Annotated in this window: 23 protein-coding genes; 12 read left to right on the top strand and 11 right to left on the bottom strand. The window is 71.5% G+C overall.

The annotated features are described in order from the left end of the window. Window positions 1-116: 116 nt before the first annotated feature. The gene (locus ACQP10_RS37675) at window positions 117-1,238 is read left to right on the top strand and encodes a mannosyltransferase family protein (RefSeq protein ID WP_312873312.1); all 1,122 of its coding nucleotides are present in this window, start codon (window positions 117-119) and stop codon (window positions 1,236-1,238) included. A 159-nt stretch (window positions 1,239-1,397) separates the two neighbouring features. On the opposite strand, the gene ACQP10_RS37670 is transcribed toward ACQP10_RS37675, so the two are convergent. Then, window positions 1,398-2,156 carry a deoxyribonuclease IV gene (locus ACQP10_RS37670; protein ID WP_346018322.1) on the bottom strand — a complete coding sequence of 253 codons (759 nt, stop codon included), beginning with the start codon at window positions 2,154-2,156 and terminating at the stop codon, window positions 1,398-1,400. A gap of 118 nt (window positions 2,157-2,274) precedes the next feature. Between ACQP10_RS37670 and ACQP10_RS37665 the strand changes: the two genes are divergently transcribed. Continuing rightward, a complete protein-coding gene (locus ACQP10_RS37665; protein ID WP_179821683.1) occupies window positions 2,275-2,457 on the top strand; it encodes a hypothetical protein in 183 nt (60 codons plus the stop codon). Window positions 2,458-2,487: 30 nt separating this feature from the next. On the opposite strand, the gene ACQP10_RS37660 is transcribed toward ACQP10_RS37665, so the two are convergent. Further along, complete coding sequence (locus ACQP10_RS37660) at window positions 2,488-2,799, bottom strand: hypothetical protein (RefSeq protein ID WP_346018323.1); 312 nt, start codon at window positions 2,797-2,799, stop codon at window positions 2,488-2,490. Between the two features lie 247 nt (window positions 2,800-3,046). Between ACQP10_RS37660 and rpsF the strand changes: the two genes are divergently transcribed. The 7 genes from rpsF (at window position 3,047) to ACQP10_RS37625 (ending at window position 7,652) form a co-directional block, all read left to right on the top strand. Continuing rightward, window positions 3,047-3,337: a 30S ribosomal protein S6 gene (gene rpsF, locus ACQP10_RS37655; RefSeq protein WP_179821685.1), complete on the top strand. Its 291-nt coding sequence runs from the start codon at window positions 3,047-3,049 to the stop codon at window positions 3,335-3,337. Window positions 3,338-3,412: 75 nt separating this feature from the next. Further along, the gene (locus ACQP10_RS37650; protein ID WP_389992816.1) at window positions 3,413-3,958 is read left to right on the top strand and encodes a single-stranded DNA-binding protein; all 546 of its coding nucleotides are present in this window, start codon (window positions 3,413-3,415) and stop codon (window positions 3,956-3,958) included. Between the two features lie 153 nt (window positions 3,959-4,111). Beyond that, complete coding sequence (rpsR, locus tag ACQP10_RS37645; RefSeq protein ID WP_012895699.1) at window positions 4,112-4,348, top strand: 30S ribosomal protein S18; 237 nt, start codon at window positions 4,112-4,114, stop codon at window positions 4,346-4,348. Window positions 4,349-4,362: 14 nt separating this feature from the next. Then, window positions 4,363-4,809, top strand: coding sequence for a 50S ribosomal protein L9 (gene rplI / locus ACQP10_RS37640; RefSeq protein WP_179821690.1), 447 nt, complete (start codon window positions 4,363-4,365; stop codon window positions 4,807-4,809). 170 nt (window positions 4,810-4,979) lie between these two features. After that, complete coding sequence (locus ACQP10_RS37635) at window positions 4,980-5,855, top strand: ABC transporter substrate-binding protein (protein ID WP_179821692.1); 876 nt, start codon at window positions 4,980-4,982, stop codon at window positions 5,853-5,855. Beyond that, the gene (locus tag ACQP10_RS37630) at window positions 5,852-6,835 is read left to right on the top strand and encodes an amino acid ABC transporter permease (RefSeq protein WP_346018324.1); all 984 of its coding nucleotides are present in this window, start codon (window positions 5,852-5,854) and stop codon (window positions 6,833-6,835) included. Before ACQP10_RS37635 ends, ACQP10_RS37630 begins: the two co-directional genes overlap by 4 nt. A 73-nt stretch (window positions 6,836-6,908) precedes the next feature. Next, on the top strand, window positions 6,909-7,652 hold the full coding sequence (locus ACQP10_RS37625) for an ATP-binding cassette domain-containing protein (RefSeq protein ID WP_218911746.1): 744 nt from the start codon (window positions 6,909-6,911) through the stop codon (window positions 7,650-7,652). 50 nt (window positions 7,653-7,702) lie between these two features. On the opposite strand, the gene ACQP10_RS37620 is transcribed toward ACQP10_RS37625, so the two are convergent. Then, window positions 7,703-9,013: an MATE family efflux transporter gene (locus ACQP10_RS37620; protein ID WP_433540617.1), complete on the bottom strand. Its 1,311-nt coding sequence runs from the start codon at window positions 9,011-9,013 to the stop codon at window positions 7,703-7,705. 326 nt (window positions 9,014-9,339) lie between these two features. On the opposite strand from ACQP10_RS37620, the gene dnaB reads away from it, so the two are divergent. Further along, window positions 9,340-10,695, top strand: coding sequence for a replicative DNA helicase (gene dnaB, locus ACQP10_RS37615; RefSeq protein WP_346018326.1), 1,356 nt, complete (start codon window positions 9,340-9,342; stop codon window positions 10,693-10,695). A gap of 44 nt (window positions 10,696-10,739) precedes the next feature. On the opposite strand, the gene ACQP10_RS37610 is transcribed toward dnaB, so the two are convergent. The 4 genes from ACQP10_RS37610 to ACQP10_RS37595 all read right to left on the bottom strand — a co-directional run bounded on the left by ACQP10_RS37610 (window position 10,740) and on the right by ACQP10_RS37595 (window position 15,160). Then, the gene (locus tag ACQP10_RS37610) at window positions 10,740-11,612 is read right to left on the bottom strand and encodes a pentapeptide repeat-containing protein (protein ID WP_433541969.1); all 873 of its coding nucleotides are present in this window, start codon (window positions 11,610-11,612) and stop codon (window positions 10,740-10,742) included. A 248-nt stretch (window positions 11,613-11,860) separates the two neighbouring features. Then, window positions 11,861-13,459: an ABC-F family ATP-binding cassette domain-containing protein gene (locus tag ACQP10_RS37605; protein WP_346018327.1), complete on the bottom strand. Its 1,599-nt coding sequence runs from the start codon at window positions 13,457-13,459 to the stop codon at window positions 11,861-11,863. A gap of 234 nt (window positions 13,460-13,693) precedes the next feature. Further along, window positions 13,694-14,200 carry a DUF1772 domain-containing protein gene (locus tag ACQP10_RS37600; protein WP_433540616.1) on the bottom strand — a complete coding sequence of 169 codons (507 nt, stop codon included), beginning with the start codon at window positions 14,198-14,200 and terminating at the stop codon, window positions 13,694-13,696. Between the two features lie 138 nt (window positions 14,201-14,338). Continuing rightward, window positions 14,339-15,160 carry an NAD(P)H-binding protein gene (locus ACQP10_RS37595; protein ID WP_346018329.1) on the bottom strand — a complete coding sequence of 274 codons (822 nt, stop codon included), beginning with the start codon at window positions 15,158-15,160 and terminating at the stop codon, window positions 14,339-14,341. A gap of 214 nt (window positions 15,161-15,374) precedes the next feature. On the opposite strand from ACQP10_RS37595, the gene ACQP10_RS37590 reads away from it, so the two are divergent. Continuing rightward, the gene (locus ACQP10_RS37590; protein ID WP_346018330.1) at window positions 15,375-16,361 is read left to right on the top strand and encodes an AraC family transcriptional regulator; all 987 of its coding nucleotides are present in this window, start codon (window positions 15,375-15,377) and stop codon (window positions 16,359-16,361) included. Here ACQP10_RS37590 and ACQP10_RS37585 read toward each other — a convergent pair. Together ACQP10_RS37585 and ACQP10_RS37580 are read right to left on the bottom strand one after the other, a co-directional pair. After that, a complete protein-coding gene (locus ACQP10_RS37585) occupies window positions 16,342-17,100 on the bottom strand; it encodes a phosphodiesterase (RefSeq protein WP_346018331.1) in 759 nt (252 codons plus the stop codon). The two genes, ACQP10_RS37590 and ACQP10_RS37585, sit on opposite strands and share 20 nt — an antisense overlap. 50 nt (window positions 17,101-17,150) lie before the next feature. Beyond that, complete coding sequence (locus ACQP10_RS37580) at window positions 17,151-17,606, bottom strand: Lrp/AsnC family transcriptional regulator (RefSeq protein ID WP_346018332.1); 456 nt, start codon at window positions 17,604-17,606, stop codon at window positions 17,151-17,153. Window positions 17,607-17,707: 101 nt separating this feature from the next. On the opposite strand from ACQP10_RS37580, the gene ACQP10_RS37575 reads away from it, so the two are divergent. Beyond that, window positions 17,708-18,649, top strand: coding sequence for an SMP-30/gluconolactonase/LRE family protein (locus tag ACQP10_RS37575; RefSeq protein WP_346018333.1), 942 nt, complete (start codon window positions 17,708-17,710; stop codon window positions 18,647-18,649). A 92-nt stretch (window positions 18,650-18,741) separates the two neighbouring features. On the opposite strand, the gene ACQP10_RS37570 is transcribed toward ACQP10_RS37575, so the two are convergent. Beyond that, window positions 18,742-19,476 carry an ABC transporter permease gene (locus ACQP10_RS37570; RefSeq protein WP_346018334.1) on the bottom strand — a complete coding sequence of 245 codons (735 nt, stop codon included), beginning with the start codon at window positions 19,474-19,476 and terminating at the stop codon, window positions 18,742-18,744. Continuing rightward, on the bottom strand, window positions 19,473-20,372 hold the full coding sequence (locus ACQP10_RS37565; RefSeq protein ID WP_433540615.1) for an ABC transporter ATP-binding protein: 900 nt from the start codon (window positions 20,370-20,372) through the stop codon (window positions 19,473-19,475). Before ACQP10_RS37565 ends, ACQP10_RS37570 begins: the two co-directional genes overlap by 4 nt. Window positions 20,373-20,491: the final 119 nt, after the last annotated feature.

Here is a 20,491-nt window from a genome sequence, read left to right as displayed (position 1 = left end):
GGGAGTCCCCCGGCGGCGCCGGCGGGCCTGACGACACCGGTGCCGCCGGCGGCACCGGTGAGTCCGGTGGGTCCGGTACGGACGGGCCGGTCGAGGCCGCCGTCGCGCGACGGACAGTGACGCCGTCGGCGCCGCCGGCGCCGCACGACACGCGCAAGGAGGCGCTGCTGCTCTGGCTGAGCTCCCGGCTGGGAGTCGTCGTCCTCTCCCTCGCCGCGGGGGCCGGGGCCGTGTCGCAGATGGCGACCGTGCCGTTCCTGGACCGCTGGCGCCACTGGGACGCACAACTGCTCATCACCATCGCCGAGCACGGGTACGGCGGCGACCCCGCGGCCAAGCCGGACGCGGGGCTGCCCGCGTTCTTCCCGGGAATGCCGCTGGCGCTGCGGCTGGTGCGGCCCCTGGTCGGCGACTGGACGCTCGCGGGGCTGCTGATCTCCCTGGCCGCGGGGGCCGTCGCCGTGGTGGCGCTGGCCCGGCTGGCGGAGTTCGAGGGGCCGCGGGGGACCGGATGGCGCGCCGTACTGGCGCTGCTGCTGTGGCCGATGTCGGTCTTCCTGTTCGTCGGCTACAGCGAGGCGCTGTTCCTGGCCTTCGCGCTCCCGGCCTGGCTGGCGGCGCGCCGGGGCCGCTGGCCGCTGGCCGCCGCCCTCGCCGCCGGCGCCTCCTGCGTACGGATCACCGGCCTGTTCCTGGCGCTCGCGCTGGTGGTGGAGTTCTTCACCCGCCGCCATCCGGTACGGCAGGCGGCCTGGCTCGCGGTGCCGTTCGTCCCGCTGGGCCTGTACTCGGCCTACCACTACGCCCGCACCGGCGACTGGCTGGCCTGGAAGCACGCCCAGGAGGCCGGCTGGGGCCGCCAGCTGGTGTGGCCCTGGCAGTCGCTGGCCACGACGTGGAACTCCGCGATGGGCGACGGGCAGTTCGCGTGGGCGTTCCGGATGGAGATCGCCGGGGCGGTCGTCGGCGTCGGACTCGTGCTGCTCCTGCTGTACCTGCGCCGGTGGAGCGAGTTCGTCTACGTGGGGCTCCAGGTGGGCGCCCTGGTCTGCTCCGCCTTCTACCTGTCGATCCCGCGGTCCGCGCTGCTGTGGTGGCCGCTCTTCCTGATCATCGCGCGGGTGAGCGTCACGGGACCGCCCTGGCGGCGGGGGATCATCGCCGTCTACGCGCTGGTGGCGGGACCGCTCATGGTGCTCAACACGCTGAGTTTCATGCAGGGCGCCTGGGTGGGGTGACCTTCTTTACCCAATTTCGGCGGTGAGTAATCCAGAGGAGTTATCCACAGGCTGTGGACGGAAACCGCCCGGGCCGCTTCGGGGCCAGCCCGGGGCCCTTCGCGGAGCCGGGTCCGCGAAGGGTCAGAGCCGCCTCCAGGGCCTCCCGGTGGCGCTGCCCTAGAGCCTCTTCCTGAGGAGGGCGATGTCCTCGGCCTGGCCGGCGGCCGGGGTCTCCACGATGATCGGCGCGTCGGCGCTCCGGCACACGTCCAGGATGAGCTCGGTGTCGATCCGGCCCGCGCCGAGGTTGGCGTGGCGGTCGGCGCCCGACCCGGCGGCGTCCCGCGAGTCGTTGCAGTGGATCAGGTCGATCCGGCCGGTGATCGCCCTGATCCGGTCGACCACGTCCGCCAGGTCCTCGCCGGCGGCGTGGGCGTGGCAGGTGTCCAGGCAGAAGCCCACGTCGAAGCCGTCGAGGGCCTCCCACAGCCGGGCGATGCGGTCCAGCCGCCGCGCCATCGCGTTGTCGCCGCCCGCGGTGTTCTCGATGAGCACCGGGACCTCGTGCTCCTCCAGGCGCTCGAACACCTTGCGCCAGTTGTCGAAGCCCTTCTGCGGGTCTTCGCCGGCCGTCACGTGCCCACCGTGGACGATCAGGCCCTTGGCCCCCAGTTCCGCGGCGGCCGCGAGGTGCGCGCTCAGCAGTTTGCGGCTGGGGATGCGGATGCGGTTGTTCACCGTGGCCACATTGATCACGTAGGGGGCGTGGACGTAGACGTCGATCCCCGAGTCCCTGATCTCGCGGGTCTTCTCCTCGATGACCGGGCCCTTCCAGCCCTGCGGGTCACCGAGGAAGAACTGCACGGCCTCGGCGTCGCACGCCCTTGCGTGGGCGAGAGGGTCGTCCGAGGCGACATGGGCTCCGATACGCGGCATGTGTTCGAGCCTAACCGTTTCAAGACCCCGCGTACGGGCAGTCGGACGGCGCGCCCCCACGCGCTCCCGGCGTGCCCCCCACACCCGCCTCCCCGGCGGGCCGACGCGAGGAGTCGAGATGGCCTACCGCAGCAGGGGGATCGGCCTGATCGGGCTGATCTACATCCTCATCGGCCTCTACGTGGCCTGGGTCCACGACTACATCACCCCGGCGCTGCTGAAGGACGTCGCCAAGGCGCTGCTGGCGGTCCTCCTGTGGTTCCTGGTCCTGCTGGGCGTGGACCTGCGGCTCGGCGGCTGACCCCTCCCGGAGGGCCCGCGGCCTTCGGGATCAGGGGTAGAAGCCGCCGTGGTAGACGCCGAAGGCCAGGCCGACGAACGAGGCGACGATGCCGACGATGTTCAGCGAGCGCTCCGCCGTGGTCGCCGAGACGTACTGGGAGTAGAACCCGCCGACGAACCCCAGCGCGCCCAGCCACGCCGCGAACGCGTGGGCCCCGGGGTTGAACCCGCAGGCGAAGGCCACCAGGCCGAAGATCAGCGTGACGACGCTCAGGATGTTCTCCAGCGGGTGCCGCCGTCCGTCGCTGTTCAGCCTCAGCCGGAACCTCTGGCTGCGCACGGGGCGAGACATCTGCGACATGACCCACCACTTTCCTCGTGTTTCCCCTGGTGGGAGGCTTGCGGTTCCTTTTGCTAGGGGGTGCCCGGCGAGGTGGCGGCCCAACCCTTGACATCCTGGTAGGCTTGCACGGCTGCGTCGCACGGGCGTGTTTCTGCCCGCCCTCCGTCTCCGCCGCCGAAATGGGCGTCGGAGCGAAGACGTCAGCGTCCTCCTGTCACGGCACGGTGTCGTGACCGCGAAAGTCCAGAGGAGGTTGGAAGCCAGCATGCGTCGTTACGAAGTGATGGTCATTCTCGACCCGTCGCTCGATGAGCGCACGGTGGCCCCTTCCCTCGACCAGTTCCTCTCGGTCGTCCGCAATGACGGCGGCACGGTGGAGAAGGTCGACGTGTGGGGTCGTCGGCGGCTGTCCTACGACATCGCCAAGAAGCCCGAGGGCATCTACGCCGTGATCGACCTGACCGCGACTCCCGCCACGGTCAAGGAGCTCGACCGGCAGATGAACCTCAACGAGGGCATCCTCCGCACGAAGGTCCTGCGCCCGGACGTGCACTAACCCCCGGCTTTTGTCGGGCGTCAGCCGTACTCTGAGCCGATAACAGCTAAGGCCGCAGGAAAGGCATCGCTAGCCATGGCAGCAGGCGACACTCAGATCACCATCGTCGGCAACCTCGTCGACGACCCGGAGCTGCGCTTCACCCCCACGGGGCAAGCCGTGGCCCGGTTCCGCATCGCATCCACTCCGCGGTTCCTCGACAAGCAGACCAACGAGTGGAAGGACGGCGAAGGGCTGTTCCTGACCTGCAATGTCTGGCGGCAGGCGGCGGAGAACGTCGCCGAGAGCCTGCAGCGCGGCATGCGGGTCATCGTCCAGGGACGGCTGCGTCAGCGGTCCTACGAGACCAAGGAAGGCGAGAAGCGCACGGTCTACGAGGTCGAGGTCGACGAGGTCGGCCCCTCCCTCCGCAACGCGACCGCCAAGGTCAACAAGACCACCCGGCAGGGTGGTGGCGGTGGCGGCTTCGGCGGCGGTCCGGCCAACGACCCGTGGGCCTCCGCCACGCCGACCGCGCCTCAGGGAGGCGGCGGTTACGGCGGTGGCGGCGGCTTCGGTGGCGGCCAGCAGGGCGGTGGCGGCTTCGGCGGCAACGACTTCAGCGACGAACCGCCTTTCTAGGACCTGCTCCGCGGGTCCCCGCCGTGGCGGGGGTCCACCGGGCAGTTCCACGGCGCCGCCCTCCGGGGCGGCCGGGGACCGCGTCCCACAACCCAGTCCATATCCGCAGCGACCATTCCCGCCTCGCGGCGGGGCTCTGAAAGGAGCACCACGATGGCCAAGCCGGCACTGCGCAAGCCCAAGAAGAAGGTTTGCCTGTTCTGCCACGACAAGATCTCCTACGTCGACTACAAGGACACGGCGCTGCTTCGGAAGTTCATCTCCGACCGCGGCAAGATCCGTGCTCGCCGGGTGACGGGCAACTGCACCCAGCACCAGCGTGACGTGGCGACCGCTATCAAGAACGCTCGTGAGATGGCGCTCCTGCCGTACATGAGCACCGCGCGCTAAGGAGGTCCGGACAGATGAAGCTCATTCTCACCAGTGAGGTCTCCGGCCTCGGCGCCCCCGGCGACATCGTCGAGGTCAAGGGCGGCTACGGCCGTAACTTCCTGCTGCCCCGCGGCTACGCGATCCTGTGGACGCGCGGCGGCGAGAAGCAGATCGCCTCGATCAAGAAGGCTCGCGACGCCCGCGAGATCCGCGACCTGGGCACCGCCCAGGAGGTCGCCGCCCAGCTCAAGGCCCTGCGCGTGGTCCTGACCACGAAGGCCGGCGAGTCGGGCCGCCTGTTCGGCTCGATCACCACCGCCGACGTGGCCGCGGCCGTCAAGACCGCCGGTGGCCCCCAGCTCGACCGCCGCCGCATCGAGATCGCCCCGGCGATCAAGAGCCTCGGCTCGCACCGGGTCACCGTCAAGCTGCACCCGGAGGTCACCGCCGCCCTCGACGTCGAGGTCGTCGCGGCCTGACCGGTCACGCCTGACCAGGGCCTCTTCCCGTCTCCTCGGGAGGGGGCCGCGAAGGGGTCCCTCCCGTCTCCTCGGGAGGGACCCCTATCCGTATGCCGAGACGGGGGACATCGGTTATGCGGAAAATTCGTACAATTTCGGGGCTGTTGCTTCGTTCATGGAGGTTTGTCGTGGTCCGTCCCTCGATTCTGCTCGCGCTCGGCGCCCTCGCGGTGGCCGTGACCGCCTGCGCCCCGGCATCGGACACGACCCAGGCGGCACCGTCCGGTACGGCGGGCACCCCGGCGGCGGACGCCTGCGCCAAGGACAACCTCGCCCTGAAGACCCCGGGCACCCTGACCATCGGTACCGACAAGCCCGCCTACGAGCCGTGGTTCAAGGACGACGACCCGGCCAACGGCAAGGGCTTCGAGAGCGCCGTGGCCCACGCCGTCGCCAAGCGGCTCGGCTTCGAGAGCGGCCAGGTGAAGTGGAAGACGGTGAAGTTCGACGCCGCCTTCGCGCCCGGCGCCAAGCAGTTCGACTTCGACGTCAACCAGGTCTCCGCGACCCCCGAACGGGCCAGGGTCGTCGACTTCAGCAAGGGCTACTACACCGTCAAGCAGGCCGTGGTCGCGATGGAGGGCTCCCCCGTCGCCTCCGCGACGGACCTCGCCGGCCTGCGGGACGCCAAGATCGGTGTTCAGGTCGGCACCACCTCGTTGCAGGCGGTCAAGGACGTCATCCGGCCCTCGAAGGATCCGAACGTCTACAACGAGCAGATCGACGCGGTGAACGCGCTGAAGAACAAGCAGGTCGACGCCGTGGTGGTGGACCTGCCCACCGCGTTCTACGTGACCGCCGCCCAGATCGAGAACTCCAAGATCGTCGGACAGTTCGGCTCCGCCTCCGGCACGCCCGAGGTCTTCGGCGCGGTCTTCGAGAAGGGCAGCCCGCTGGTGGGCTGCGTCAACAAGGCCATCGACGAGCTCACCGCCTCCGGTGAGCTGGCGAAGATCGAGAGCGAGTGGCTCGGGTCGGCCGCGGGCGCGCCGGAGCTGAAGTGACCGGAAGCGGCGACCGGAACCGCGCGACCCCGGCCGACGGAGGCGCGCGGACCCCGGGTGACGGCGTGGCGTCCCCGGCCGGCGGCGCCGCGTCCCCGGCCGGTGGCGGCGCTCACGCTCCGGCGGGCGGCGCGGCGGCCGCGCCGGGCTGGGTGAAGAGCGCGCGGCAGGTGGAGCGTGAGCGCCTGCGCAGGCGGCGGACGGCCCGCTCGGGCTCGATCGCGACGGCCTCGACGGTGCTGGTGATCGTCCTGCTGCTGTGGGTCTTCACCGCCTCGCCGGGCTGGCCCAGGGTCCGGGAGACGTTCTTCGATCCCGGGCAGTTCGTCTCGGCGCTGCCGGACGTCCTGAGCGGGTTCCTGCTCAACATCAAGATCTTCCTGATCGCCGAGCCGCTGATCCTGGTGCTGGGGCTGCTGGTCGCGCTGGCCCGCAACCTCAGGGCGCCGGTCTTCTTCCCGCTGCGGGCCCTGGCGGTCGCCTACACCGACGTGTTCCGCGGCGTGCCCACGATCCTGATCATCTACCTCGTCGGGTTCGGGCTGCCCGCCCTCGGCCTGCAGGGCACCCCGACGGACCTGGCGACGCTGGGCGTCATCGCGTTGACCCTGTCCTACGGCGCCTACGTCGCCGAGGTGTTCCGGGCGGGCATCGACTCGGTGCACCCCAGCCAGGTGGCCGCCGCCCGCTCCCTGGGCCTGAGCCACGGCAAGGCGATGCGGTACGTGGTGGTGCCGCAGGCCGTGCGGCGTGTGGTGCCGCCGCTGCTCAACGACTTCGTCTCGTTGCAGAAGGACACCGCGCTGGTGGCCACGATCGGCCCGCTGGAGGCGCTGCGCCAGGCGCAGATCCACGTCGCCAGCACGTTCAACTACACGCCCTACCTGGCCGCCGCGCTGCTGTTCATCGTGCTGACCATCCCCATGGCCCGCTTCACCGACTACCTCGCGGCCCGCTCGCAGCGGCGGCGGGGCCAGTGAGCGGACGGCGCGCGGCTCCCGGCCGCTCGATGGATCGTCCGCGGCCCGCCCGGCGGCCGGGGAAGGAGACCTCATGAGCCTGCTGACCATCGACGGCGTCTGGAAGAACTACCACGGCCACAGCGTGCTGCGCGGAATCGACCTGTCGGTCGAGGCGCACGAGGTGGTCTGCCTGATCGGCGCCTCCGGGTCGGGCAAGTCCACGCTGCTGCGCTGCGTGAACCTCCTGGAGACCGTGGACGACGGCACGATCCACCTGGACGGCCAGGAGATCACCGACGTCCGGGCCGACGCCGACGACGTGCGCAGGAGGATCGGCATCGTCTTCCAGGCGTTCAACCTCTTCCCGCACATGACCGTGCTGGACAACATCACCCTGGCCCCGCGCAAGGTGCACGGGACCGGCCGGGAGCGGGCCGAGGAGGAGGCTCGCGAGCTGCTGGGCAGGTTCGGGCTGGCGGACAAGGCCCTGGCCTACCCCGACCGGCTCTCCGGCGGCCAGCAGCAGCGCGTCGCCATCATCCGCGCCCTGGCCACCCGGCCCCGGCTGATGCTGCTGGACGAGGTGACCTCGGCGCTCGACCCGGAGCTGGTCACGGAGGTGCTCGGGATCATCCGGGAGCTCAAGGACACCGGGATGACCATGATCCTGACCACCCACGAGATGGGCTTCTGCCGGGAGATCGCCGATACCGTCTGCTTCCTCGACGGCGGTGTGCTCCTGGAGCGCGGCACCCCCGAGCAGGTCTTCACCGACCCCCGGCAGCCCCGCACCCGGGAGTTCCTGCGGAGCGTGCTCGACGCCCGGCGGCTCTGAACGCGGCTCTGAACCCGGTACGGCTCGCCGGGCTCATCGGGCCCGGCGGCTCACGCGCCGGTCACCAGCCAGCGGGTGCCGTACGCCCGCGCCCCCAGGGTGACGAGGCGGGCCGCCATCCACACCCCCAGCGCCAGCCACAGCGCCACCAGGCCGCCGCCGGACGCCGCCACCAGCACGGCGGCCGGGAGGTAGGCGAGCGTCGTCAGCACCCCCGCCCAGGCGAGGTAGCGCTGGTCGCCGGCGCCGATCAGCACCCCGTCCAGCACGAACACCACCCCGGCGATCGGTTGCAGGGCCGCCACCACCCACAGCACGGCGAGCAGTTCCCGGGTCGCCTCCGGCGACGCGTCGAACAGCGCGGGTGTGAACGGCCGCAGCACGACCACGACGAGCAGGAGGACGACCCCGGAGCCGACCCCCCACACCACCATCCGCCAGGTGGCCGCGCGGGTCCCGGCCACGTCGCCGGCGCCCAGTGTGCGGCCGGTGATGGCCTGCCCGGCGATGGCGATCGCGTCCAGGGCGAACGCCAGCAGCGTCCAGATCCTGGAGGCGACCGTGTGGGCGTCGATCTGTGCCTCTCCCATCCGGGTGGCCAGCGCGGTGGCCACGGCCAGCACCGCCTGCAGGCACACCGTACGGACGACCAGGGCGACCCCGGCGGAGCCCGCCGACCTGATGCCCGCCAGATCGGGGCGGAACGGCGCCCGGTGCCGCCCGAACAGCATGGCGAGGTACACCGCGGCGGCGAGCGACTGCGCCAGCACCGTGCCCCAGGCCGACCCGGCGATCCCCCAGCCCAGGACCAGGACGAAGACGGCGTTGAGCACCGCGTTGAGCACGAAGGACCCCACCGACACCAGCAGCGGGGTGACGGTGTCCTGCATGCCGCGCAGCACGCCGGTCCCGGCCAGCACCAGCAGCATGGACGGGACGCCCAGCAGGCTGATCCGCAGGTAGGTCAGGGCCAGATGGGCCAGTTCGCCCTCGGCGCCGAGCAGGTGGACGAGCCAGGGGGCCAGCGGCCACACCACCGCGATGATCAGCAGTCCGGTCCCGGCGGCGAGCCACAGGCCGTCCACCCCCTGCCGGAGCGCCCGCCGGGTGTCGCCCGCCCCGATCTGCCGGGCCACCGACGCCGTCGTGCCGTACGCCAGGAACACGCACAGGCCCACGACGGCGCTCAGCACCGTGCTCGCCACCCCCAGCGCGCCCAGCGCCGGTCCCGGCAGGCGGCCGACGATGACGGTGTCGGTCAGCAGGAACAGCGGCTCGGCGACGAGCGCGCCGAACGCCGGTACGGCCAGCCGGAGGATCTGCCGGTCGTGTTCGCGGCTCGCCGGGCGGGTAAGAGGCATCCAATCATTGTGCCTCTTACCCAGGAGTGGTTTCCCGGCTCGCCGGGCGCCGGGTGAGCAGCGTCACGGCGTGTCGCGCCGACTTTCTTTCCTCCACAGGCGGTGGACGAAGTCTTCCCTGGCAGGAGCGGTGTTGTGGATTCAGAGCAAGAGTTATCCACAGCACTGTCCCCAGGCTGCCCACATGTCTGGGGAAGAAGTGCACACCTTATCCACACCTCTGTCGACAGGTCGCGTTGCGACGTGGCGCGGAAAGCGACGAGACTGTCAGACCGGCCGGGTAACAATAGAGGTGTCGCAACTTTGTTCGAAAGAGGGGGTGCTCGGTGAGCATCGCGGAACCGCCCGTCTTCGAGCCCGGATTCGAACGCACCCCTCCCAACAACATCGAGGCCGAGCAGTCCGTCCTGGGCGGCATGCTGCTGTCCAAGGACGCCATCGCCGACGTGGTCGAGGTCGTGCGGGCCGACGACTTCTACCGTCCCGCCCACCAGATCATCTACGACATCATCACCGAGCTCTACGGCCGGGGCGACCCCGCCGACGCGGTCACCGTATTCGGCGAGCTGCAGAAACGCGGTGAGGTGGCCCGCGTCGGCGGCGGCGCCTACCTCCACACCCTCACCGCCGTCGTGCCGACCGCCGCGAACGCCGGCTACTACGCGCGGATCGTCCGCGAACAGGCCATCCTCCGGCGGCTGATCGAGGCCGGCACCCGCATCGTCTCCTACGGCTACGGCGGGCAGGACGAGGAGGTCGACGAGATCGTCGACCGCGCCCAGGCCGAGATCTACAAGGTCACCGAGCGGCGCACCTCCGAGGACTACGTCCCGCTGGCCGAGATCATGCCGGGCGCCCTCGACGAGCTGGAGGCCATCGGCGGCCGGAACGGCCAGATGGTCGGCGTGCCCACCGGCTTCCAGGACCTCGACGCCCTCACCAACGGCCTGCACCCCGGCCAGATGATCGTGGTCGCGGCCCGACCGGCGATCGGCAAGTCCACTTTGGGACTGGATTTCGCCAGATCAGCAGCTATCAAGCACCATATGACGACTGTGATCTTTTCTCTGGAAATGTCCAGAAACGAGATTACGATGCGTCTGCTGTCCGCCGAGGCCCGGGTGGCGCTGCACAACATGCGGTCCGGCACGATGACCGACGACGACTGGGCCAAGCTGGCCCGGCGGATGGGCGAGGTGGCCGAGGCGCCGCTGTTCATCGACGACTCGCCCAACATGTCGATGATGGAGATCCGGGCCAAGTGCCGCCGCCTCAAGCAGCGCAACGACCTGCGCTTCGTCATCATCGACTACCTCCAGCTGATGTCCTCGCCGAAGAAGACCGAGAGCCGCCAGAACGAGGTCTCGGAGATCTCCCGGGCGATCAAGCTCCTGGCCAAGGAGCTGGAGGTGCCGGTCATCGCCATCTCCCAGCTCAACCGAGGTCCGGAACAGAGAACCGACAAGCGGCCGATGGTGAGCGACCTGCGCGAGTCGGGAAGCATCGAGCAGGACGCGGACATGGTCATCCTGCTGCACCGGGAGGACGCCTACGAGCGCGAGTCGCCCCGGGCGGGCGAGGCCGACCTGATCGTGGCCAAGCACCGTAACGGTCCCACCGCGACGGTCACCGTGGCGTTCCAGGGCCACTACAGCCGCTTCGTCGACATGGCCCCGCACTGACCCGACCACGACGTCGCTCCGGCCCCGCGGTGGCCGGCCGTACGTCAGCGGGCCGCGGCGTCCGCGGCGGGTGACCAGTGCGCCGGGTGGGCGAGCACCGGCGGCAACTTCGTGGTGGCGTCGCCCCGGGCCGCGTCGAGCTGCGACTGGATGAGGAAGATGCTCCCGGTGAGGTCGGCGCCGCGCAGGTCGGCGCCCCGCAGGTCCGCCCCGATGAGGTCGGCCCCGCGCAGGTCGGCCCCGCGCAGGTCCGCGCCGATGAGGTAGGCGCCCCTGAGGCTGGCCCCGCGCAGGTCGGCGCCCCGCAGCCTGGCGCCGATGAGGTCCGCTCCCCGGAGATCCTTGCCGCGGCCCTTCCCCTGACCCCTGCCCTGGCCCTTGCCCCGGGCCTTTCCGGCTCCCCGGTCCTGTGCCGGGACCTCGGCGCGGGCGAGCTCGCTCGCGCGCAGCAGCAGGGCGTTGACGTCCCGCCGGTGCGCCTCCAGGTCCAGCTCCAGCAGTTCCTCCGGGGCGCTCCGGGTGAGGCGCTCGGTCTCGTCGAGCGCGCGGCCGAGCTCGGCGTGGATCGGCCGGGCCGGGCGCAGGGCGAGCGCCTCGGTGAGGTACCACAGCAGCTCGTGGAGCTGCCGCATGACCGGGAACACCTCGAACATCCGGCCAGCGGTCTCCGGGAACCGCCGCCAGTCGCGCCCGCCGAAGGTGACCTGGGAGATCTTCTGGCCCGCCCCGAAGCAGTCGAAGACGGTGCAGCCCGCGAAGCCCCGCTTCCTGAGGTCGCGGTGGATGCCGCAGCGGAAGTCGTCCCGCAGGTTGGGGCAGGCCTTCCCTGCGGGTTTGTCGATGGCGAAGTCCGAGGAGGCGGCGAAGGCCGGGGCGACGCAGCACAGCGCGAAACACCGCTCGCAGTCGGCGCGCAGGTCCCGGCGGCCGGGACGGCCCCCGCCCGCGGGCGCCGAAGCATCGGGGCCATCCGGGGTGTCCGGGGTGCCGGGGCGGGGTTCGGTGTGGTCGTGTCGCTCGGACAATGTGCGTGATCTCCTGCCGGGCCGGGTGGGGCCTCACCACCGAGTGGGTCGATGAAGGTTACCTCCGGAAGCCGTACGCCTGTTCATCCGTATCCCGGCCCGCCGGTTCCGGAAACGGGGGCCGGGAGCGGAAGGCGATGTCAGTCGAGCGACACCAGGTCGGCGTAGCCGGACGACCAGAGGTCCTCGACACCGTCGGGCAGCAGCAGGACCCGGTCGGGTTCGAGTGCCTCCACCGCGCCCTCGTCATGGGTGACGAGCACGATGGCCCCCCGGTAGCCGCGGATCGCGCCGAGGATCTCCTGCCGCGAGGCGGGGTCGAGGTTGTTGGTGGGCTCGTCGAGCAGCAGCACGTTGGCGCTGGAGCAGACCAGCGTGGCCAGGGCGAGCCGGGTCTTCTCGCCGCCGGACAGCACCCCCGCCGGCTTGCCGGCGTCGTCGCCGGAGAACAGGAACGAGCCGAGGATCCGCCGGGCCTCGCCGTCGGCGAGATGCGGCGCGGCGGCCGCCAGGTTCTCCCGGACCGAACGCGCGAGGTCCAGCGTGTCGTGCTCCTGGGCGTAGTAGCCCAGGCGGAGCCCGTGCCCGTGGACGACCGCACCGGTGTCGGGCCGCTCACGGCCCGCCAGGATCCGCAGCAGGGTCGTCTTGCCCGCGCCGTTCAGGCCCAGGACGACCACCCGGCTGCCGCGGTCCACGGCCAGGTCGACGCCGGTGAAGACCTCCAGTGAGCCGTAGGACTTGGACAGGCCGGTCGCGGTGAGCGGCGTCCTGCCGCAGGGGGCCGGTTCGGGCAGCCGGATCCGGGCGACCTTGGCGGCGCGCCGTTCGGGTTCGAGTCCGGCGAGCATGCGGTGGGCGCGGCGGGCCATGTTCTTCGCCGCGCTCGCGGTGCCGATACTGACGCGCATCCTGTCCGCCTGGGCGAGGAGGGAGCCGGCCTTGCGCTCGGCGTTCGCTCGCTCGCGCCTGCGCCGCCGCTCGTCGGTCTCGCGCTGGGCGAGGTACGCGCGCCAGCCGACGTTGTGGACGTCGATGACCGCGCGGTCGGCGTCCAGGTGGAGGATCCGGTTGACGGTCGCCTCCAGCAGGCCGGTGTTGTGGCTGATCATGACCAGCCCGCCCCGGTAGGAGAGGAGGAAGTCGCGCAGCCACCAGATCGAGTCGGCGTCGAGGTGGTTGGTGGGCTCGTCGAGCAGCAGCGTGTCGTGGCCGGCGAACAGAACGCGGGCCAGTTCGACCCGTCTGCGCTGCCCGCCGGACAGGGTGCCCAGCGGCTGGGCGAGCACCCGGCCGGGCAGTCCGAGGCCGGCCGCCGCCTGGGCGGCCTCAGCCTCGGCGGCGTACCCGCCGCGGGCGAGGAACTCCTCCTCGGCGCGGGCGTAGGCCCGCATCGCCCTCTCCCGGGCCTTCCGGTCGTCCGAGGCCATCGCGAGTTCGGTGGCGCGCAGTGAGCGGACGACCTCGTCGAGGCCGCGGGCGGACAGGATGCGGTCCTGCGCGGTGACACCGAGGTCGCCGGTCCGGGGGTCCTGGGGGAGGTGCCCGACGGAGCCCACGACGGTCACGGTGCCGGCGGCGGGCTGTTCCTCACCGGCGAGGATCCTCGTCAGCGTGGTCTTGCCGGCGCCGTTCCGGCCGACCAGGCCGATCCTGTCACCGGGGGAGACGCGAAAGGAGGCGTCAGAGAGGAGGGTACGGGCGCCGATACGAACATGGACATCACTTACGGTAAGCATGGAGATGCACTCCGGATTCGCTCAAGGACACAGGAATGACGCGAAACCTGGGTCCGAGCTAGGAGATCCGGGGCAGAGCCATGCCCGGCATCCTAGGAGGGGCCCGTCGCGGCGTCAAAGGGTTTTCCGCCGCTGAGCGTCCTCTTCGACGCCGCTTCCGGACGCGGCACCTGTGGAACCTCCGCCATCCCGTCGGCAGGCCCCTTACCGCGTCGCCCGGGCGGTCCGCGCGTCCTACGCCCCGCCGCCCGGGGCGGCCGATGCCCCGTGGACCACCAGGGCCCAGGCGAGGCAGCCGAAGGCCGCCGTCGACGCCGCCGCACGGATGACGTTCCAGCGCACCCATGCCGCCTCGAAGTGCTCGCGCGCCGCCGCGAGGTCACCGGTCCCGGCCGCGGCGAGCCGGTCGTTGAGCGGCACGTTGACCGCGAAGGTCACGGCCAGGACGAGGCCGTACAGCACGAGGGCGGCCACGATCCAGGGCAGCGCCGACCGGCCGTCCCCGCGCAGATGGAGCGCCGCCGCCAGCAGGGTCAGCACCAGCGCGCCGCCGAAGGCGAGGGCGAACCAGCCGTTGAGGATGGCCACGTTGATCTGCCGCATCGCCTCCACGAAGGTGCGGTCGCCGCCGCGGCCCAGACCGGGCATGACCGCGTAGGCGAAGGCGGCGAACAGGCCGGCCGTGAGGCCCATGGCGAGGGCGGACGCGACCAGGGCGGCGCTTCTGAACAACTCGAACATCGCTTTCTCCATGAACAGGGGTCGGATGTCCGCACGGGGAGGCGGACCCTTCGGGAGCGGGCGCGGGCCCGCTCCGCACGGGCGGGCGCGGGCCGCTTCGGTGGCGCGGGTCTCCGGCGCCCGGACGGTCAGATGCGGTCAGGCGTTCCAGACGCCGGTCGCGGCGGTCTCGCGGGCGTAGTCGGTGAAGTCACGGGGCTCCCTGCCCAGGACGCGCCGGACGCCGTCGGCGAGGTGGGCGTTGCGTCCGTCCAGGACCCTGGCGAACAGTCCGGCAAGCATGGCCGCCTCCCCGGCCGGCATGCCCTGTCCCATGAGTCCGGCAGTGTACTCCTGCGGAGAGATCGGCATGTACCGGACATCCCTGCCCGCCGCCTCGGCGATCTCCCGAGCCGCGTCGGCGAAGGTGAGCAGGCGGGGGCCGGTCAGTTCGTGGATCCGGCCCGCGTGGCCGTCCCGTGTCAGCGCCGCGACGGCGACGTCCGCGATGTCCTCGGCGTCGACGAACGGCTCCGCCACCGTCCCGGCCGGCAGAGTGATCACTCCGTCGAGCACCGGTCCCAGCAGGTGGTGCTCACTGAAGTTCTGGCAGAACCAGCTCGCCCGCAGGATCGTCCAGTCGGTGCCGCACGCCTCCACCTCCCGTTCGCAGGCGCGGGCCTCCTCCTCGCCCCGGCCCGACAACAGCACCAGCCGCCGGACCCCGCTTCCCGCCGCCAGGCGGGCGAACGCGCCGATCGCCTCCACCGATCCGGGGGCGGCCAGGTCCGGTTGGTACGTCACGTACACCGCCTCCGCGCCCCGCAGCGCGGGGGCCCAGGTGGCCGGCTCCTCCCAGTCGAACGGGAGCGCGGTCGAGCGAGAGACGGCCCGCACCGGCAGACCCTGGGCCGCGAGCCGCGCGGCCACTCTGCGGCCGGTCTTGCCCGTGCCGCCCACAATCACCGTTGTCTTCTGCATGTCTCCAGTCAAGTACCGCTCGATGAGACTTTCCATGGCGTAAAAGCTCATCATCATATTCGAGCGTCTATCGCGGAGAGGGTGGGCGTACTCGTCACCCTGTCTCGTCCGGGCCCCGGAGCCCACGACATCTCCATCCCCGGTTAAGCGTTCCGGATGAGACTCCAAATACCCGAAGGGCGAGATTTCATATTTGAACGTCTAGGATGAGGTCATGGACGCACTCGCCGGTCTGCTGGACGGGCCGCGGGCCCACCGGGCCTTCCTGCTGCGCTCGCTCCTGGATCCCCCGTGGTCCCTGCGGATCCAGGACGAGGCCCCGCTCACCCTGGTCACCGTGACGCGGGGCCGGGCGTGGATGATCCCCGACGACGGCGAGGCCGTACGGCTGGACGCGGGGGACGTCGCGATAGCACGCGGCCCCGACCCCTACACGGTCGCCGACGACCCGGCCACCCCCTGGCAGGTGGTGATCCACCCCGGCCAGCGCTGCACCACGCTGGAGGGCGAGCCGCTGGAGGAGGAGATGGGCCTCGGCGTGCGCACCTGGGGGAACAGCTCCGACGGATCGACGGTGCTGCTCACCGGCACCTACCAGATGCGCGGGGAGGTCAGCGGGCGGCTGCTCACGGCGCTGCCGCCGCTGCTGGTCCTCCCCGGGGAGGGCGGCGACCATTCCCTGACCGCGCTGCTCGACCAGGAGATCGTCAGGGACGACCCGGGCCAGGAGGCCGTCCTCGACCGGCTGCTCGACCTTCTGCTCATCACCGTGCTGCGGAGGTGGTTCTCCCGGCCCGAGGCGGAGGCCCCGACCTGGTACCGGGCGCACGCCGACCCGGTGGTGGGCCGCGCGCTGCGGATGATCCACAACGACCCGGCCCACCCCTGGACCGTGGCCGGGCTGGCCGCCGGGGCGGGCGTGTCCCGGGCGTCGCTGGCGCGCCGCTTCACCGAGCTGGTCGGCGAGCCGCCCATGGCGTTCCTCACCGGCTGGCGGCTGGCCCTGGCCGCCGACCTGCTGCGCGAGACCGACGCCACCGTCGGCGCGGTGGCCCGGCAGGTCGGCTACGGCGGCCCGTTCGCCCTCAGCGCCGCCTTCAAGCGCGCGTTCGGCGTCAGCCCGCAGCGGTACCGCGAGGCGGGGATACCCGGAACCGGAGCAGGAGCGGCCGGGGCCGCGGTCAGCCGGCCGGGCGCGTGACGACCGGGCGCGTGTGGGTGGTGAGTCGGCCGTCCGCGAGGACGTGGATGGAGATCTGCGGCGGGAAGCCGTAGTCGATCGGCTCGGCGGCGGGAGACTCCTGCGGCAGCAGCAGGGTCGAGACGACGCCGGGGGCGACGAGCACGGGCAGTCCGGCGAAGGTGGTGCTCGCCGCGGTGTGGGCGTGGCCGGTGAGCACCGCCGTCACCCGCGGATGCCGCCGCAGGACCTCCGCCAGCCGCTCCGGCGCGCGCAGGCGGATCTCGTCGACGTACGGGATGCCCAGCGACACGGGCGGATGGTGCATGCCCACCAGAGCGGGCGTACCGGGGTCCTCGGCGAGGACGGCGTCCAGCCAGGCGAGCGTCTCGTCCGAGAGGAAGCCCTCCGGCCGGCCCGGGACGCTGGAGTCGCACAGCGCCACCGTCAGGCCGTCGAGCCGCAGGACCTGGTCGACCGGGCCGTCGCCGTCGCCGTCCTGGCCGAGGAGGACCTTGCGGAACGCCGCCCGGGTGTCGTGGTTGCCCGGGCACATGACCGTGGGGTGGCGGGAGGCGAGCAGTTCGCGCGCGGTCTCGTACTCCTCGACCGTGCCGTGGTCGGCGACGTCCCCGGTCACGATCACGGCGTCCAGCGGGCCGGGCAGGCCGTCCAGGTGCCGCATGACGGCCCGGGTCCTCTCAACGCTGTCGGGGGAACCCCCGATGTGGGTGTCGCTTATGTGCGCCAGTGTCAGCATGCCGCCAAGCGTCGCACAGACGACCGCCGGTCCCGGGCGTCCCGGGAGGGTCAGGGCCGGTCGCCGCGGGGGTCGAGGGGACGCTCGAAGAAGGTCTCCAGCACCACCACGGTCCGGGTGCCGGTGACGCCGCGCACACCGTGCAGGTGTTTCAGCACGGCTTGCAGGTCCTCGGTGCTGGAGGTGCGCACCTTCACGAGCAGCGAGGCGGACCCGGCGACGACGTGGGCCTCCTCGATCCAGGGGAGCGCGGCCAGTGCCTCCGCCGTCTCCGCGCCGCCCATCCACGCGTTGGCGTCGATCATCACGAACGCGGCCACGCCCTTGCCCACCGCCGCCGGGTCGACCTCCACCGAGGTCCGTCTGATCACCCCGCGCCGGCGGAGTTTGCGCACGCGCTCGTGGGTGGCGCCGCTGGACAGTCCGACGGCCTCGCCGAGCGCCGCGTACGACTGGGTGGCGTCGGCCTGGAGCAGGGCGAGGAGTTCACGGTCGATGTCGTCCACGATGACATCGTAGCGCCGAACCACAATCCGTAATTCGCTACTTGACCGAATGATGTCTTGTGAGATTAGGTTCACGCAGGATGAGATTCGGAAGGTGCAATATGGAAGTGATCGAGGCACGTTTTGAGGTCCTGGACGACCGGTTCCGGGCATGCCGGGGCGACGACCGCATCGAGCGGCTCGCCACGGGCTGCCGCTGGGCCGAGGGCCCGGTCTACTTCCCCGCGGGCCGGTTCCTGCTCTGGAGCGACATCCCCAATGACCGGATATTCCGCTGGGACGAGACGACCGGCGCGGTCGGCACGTTCCGGCAGCCCGCCGGACACGCCAACGGCCACACCGTCGACCGCGAGGGCCGGCTGGTCTCCTGCGAGCAGGGGAACCGCCGGGTCACCAGAACCGAGCACGACGGCTCCATCACGGTCATCGCCGACCGGTGGCGGGGGCGGAGGCTGAACAGCCCCAACGACGTGGTGGTGCGGTCGGACGGCTCGATCTGGTTCACCGATCCGTCCTACGGCATCGACAGCGACTACGAGGGGCACCGGGCGGAGAGCGAGATCGGAGCCTGCCACGTCTATCGCGTGGACCCGGTCACCGGGGAGGTCGCGATCGTGGCCGACGACTTCGTCCGCCCCAACGGCCTGGCCTTCTCCCCCGACGAGTCGACGCTCTACGTCGTCGACACCCGGGCCGGTCACCTTCGGGCGTTCGGGGTGGGCGAGGACGGCGCGCTCACGGGCGGCGCGGTGCTCGCCACCTGCTCCTCCGGGATCTTCGACGGTCTTCGCGTGGACACCGACGGGCGGATCTGGGCCGCGGCCGGGGACGGTGTGCACTGCTTCGACCCGGACGGCACGCTGATCGGAAAAATCCGTTTCCCCGAGGCGGTGTCCAACCTGTGCTTCGGCGGCCCCAAGCGCAACCTGCTGTTCGTCACCGCCACCACCTCGCTCTACTCGATCATGCTCACCGTCAACGGCGCCACCCGGCCTGCGGCGCCCGGCCGCCGCGACCCGGTCGACGCCGTCCGGGTGCCGTGACCGGTGCGGCGGTGTGATCCGGGCGGTGCCGTGACCGGTGCGGCGGCGTCGGTCGCCGTGATCGGGCCGGTGCCGCCGGGACCCGCCCCGGATCACTCCCACCGGAACAGCCGCGCCGCCAGCGCGCCGGTGGCCAGCACGGTCACCGCCATCACCGCCAGGTGCAGCGGCTGCGGCGCGTGGCCCGCCCAGGTGTCGCGGATCGCCTGGCCGAACGGCGCCAGCGGCAGGAAGTCGCCGATCCGGCGAATCAGGTCCGGCATCAGCTCGCGGGGGATCCACATGCCCGCCACGAACAGCAGCGGGAACATCAGCAGCGAGCCGATCCCGGACGCGACCTTCGAGCTGGGCGCGACGGCGGCGACCAGCAGGCCGAGACCGAGCACCGAGGCGGTGCCGAGCGTGAACACGCCGGTGAACGCCAGGAGGTTCCGGGGTACGGCCACGCCGAGGAACAGATGACCCAGCACGATCAGCAGGACGGTGGCGACGACCGCCACCGCGAGGTTGTTCACCACCTGGGCGACCAGCAGCCGGACCGGACTGACCGGGGTGGTGGACATCCGGCGCAGCACGCCGTTCTCCCGGTAGGCGACCAGCGTGGCCGGCAGCGCCGTCAGCGCCATCGTCACCACCGACAGGATCACCATCATGCCGGGGAGCTGGGTGTCGATGACCCGCTGCCCGCCCAGCGCCGGGTCCGGCTCGCCGAAGCCGGGGATGCTGCCCAGCCCCAGCAGGAGGGCCAGCGGGAGCAGGATGGCGAAGATCGGCCCGGCCGGGTCGCGGAGGAAGAGCCTGGCCTCAGTGATGATCATCTTGTTCATGCGGAGATCTTCTTTCCGGTCAGGGCGAGGAAGGCGTCGTCGAGGGTGGCCTGCTCGACCCGCAGGTCGGCCGGTATGACGCCGGCCGCGGTCAGGGCGGAGACGACCGGCGGGAGGAGGTCGCCGGTGCCCGAGACCTCGACCCGGCCGTTCTCGTGCCGCACCTCGGTCACCTCCGGCAGGGCTCGTAGGATCGCGTCGTCGAACGGGTGGGAGGGCCGGAACCGTACGCGCTGCGGGCTGCCGATCCGCGACACCAGCCCCTCCGGGCTGTCGAGGGCCACCACCCGGCCGGAGTCGATCAACGCGAGCCGGTCGCAGAGCCGTTCGGCCTCCTCCATGAAGTGGGTGACCAGCACGATCGTCACCCCGTCGGCGCGGACCTGCTCGATGAGCTCCCAGGTGTCGCGGCGGGCCTGAGGGTCCAGGCCGGTGGTCAGCTCGTCGAGGATCGCCACGCGGGGCCGGCCGACCAGCGCCAGGGCGATGGAAAGCCGCTGCTGCTGGCCGCCGGAGAGCTTGCCGTAGTAGGCGTCCCGCTTGGCGGAGAGCCCGACCCGCTCCAGCAGCGCGCCGGTGTCGGCGGGCGCCGGGTAGAAGGAGGCGTACAGGTCGAGCGCCTCCCACACCTTGATCTTCGCCGGCAGCGCGGAGCTCTGCAGCTGCACGCCGAGGTTCCTCCTGACCTCGTCGGGGCTCAGGCCGCCGAGCACTCGGACGGTGCCGGAGTCGGGGACGCGCAGGCCCGCCACGCACTCGACGGTGGTGGTCTTGCCCGCGCCGTTGGGACCGAGGACGCCGAAGATCTCGCCCTCCTCGACGGTGAACGAGACGCCGTCCACCACGTTCCTGCCGCGGTATTCCTTGCGGAGATCGCTGACTTCGATGACCTTCATGACGACGACGTTAGGAATCCGGCGGATCACGCGGAATCCACCTGGGCACCCGGCCGGGTGTACCTAGCCACACCCCGGGAGTGCGGCCGGCTTCATTGGGCGGCCGGCGCCGGTCGTCC

The sequence above is a fragment of the Streptosporangium sandarakinum genome (assembly GCF_050942225.1).
Taxonomy (GTDB): Bacteria; Actinomycetota; Actinomycetes; order Streptosporangiales; family Streptosporangiaceae; genus Streptosporangium; species Streptosporangium nondiastaticum.
Note: the sequence above shows the minus strand (reverse complement) of the source record. Positions and strands in the feature narration are given on the sequence as shown.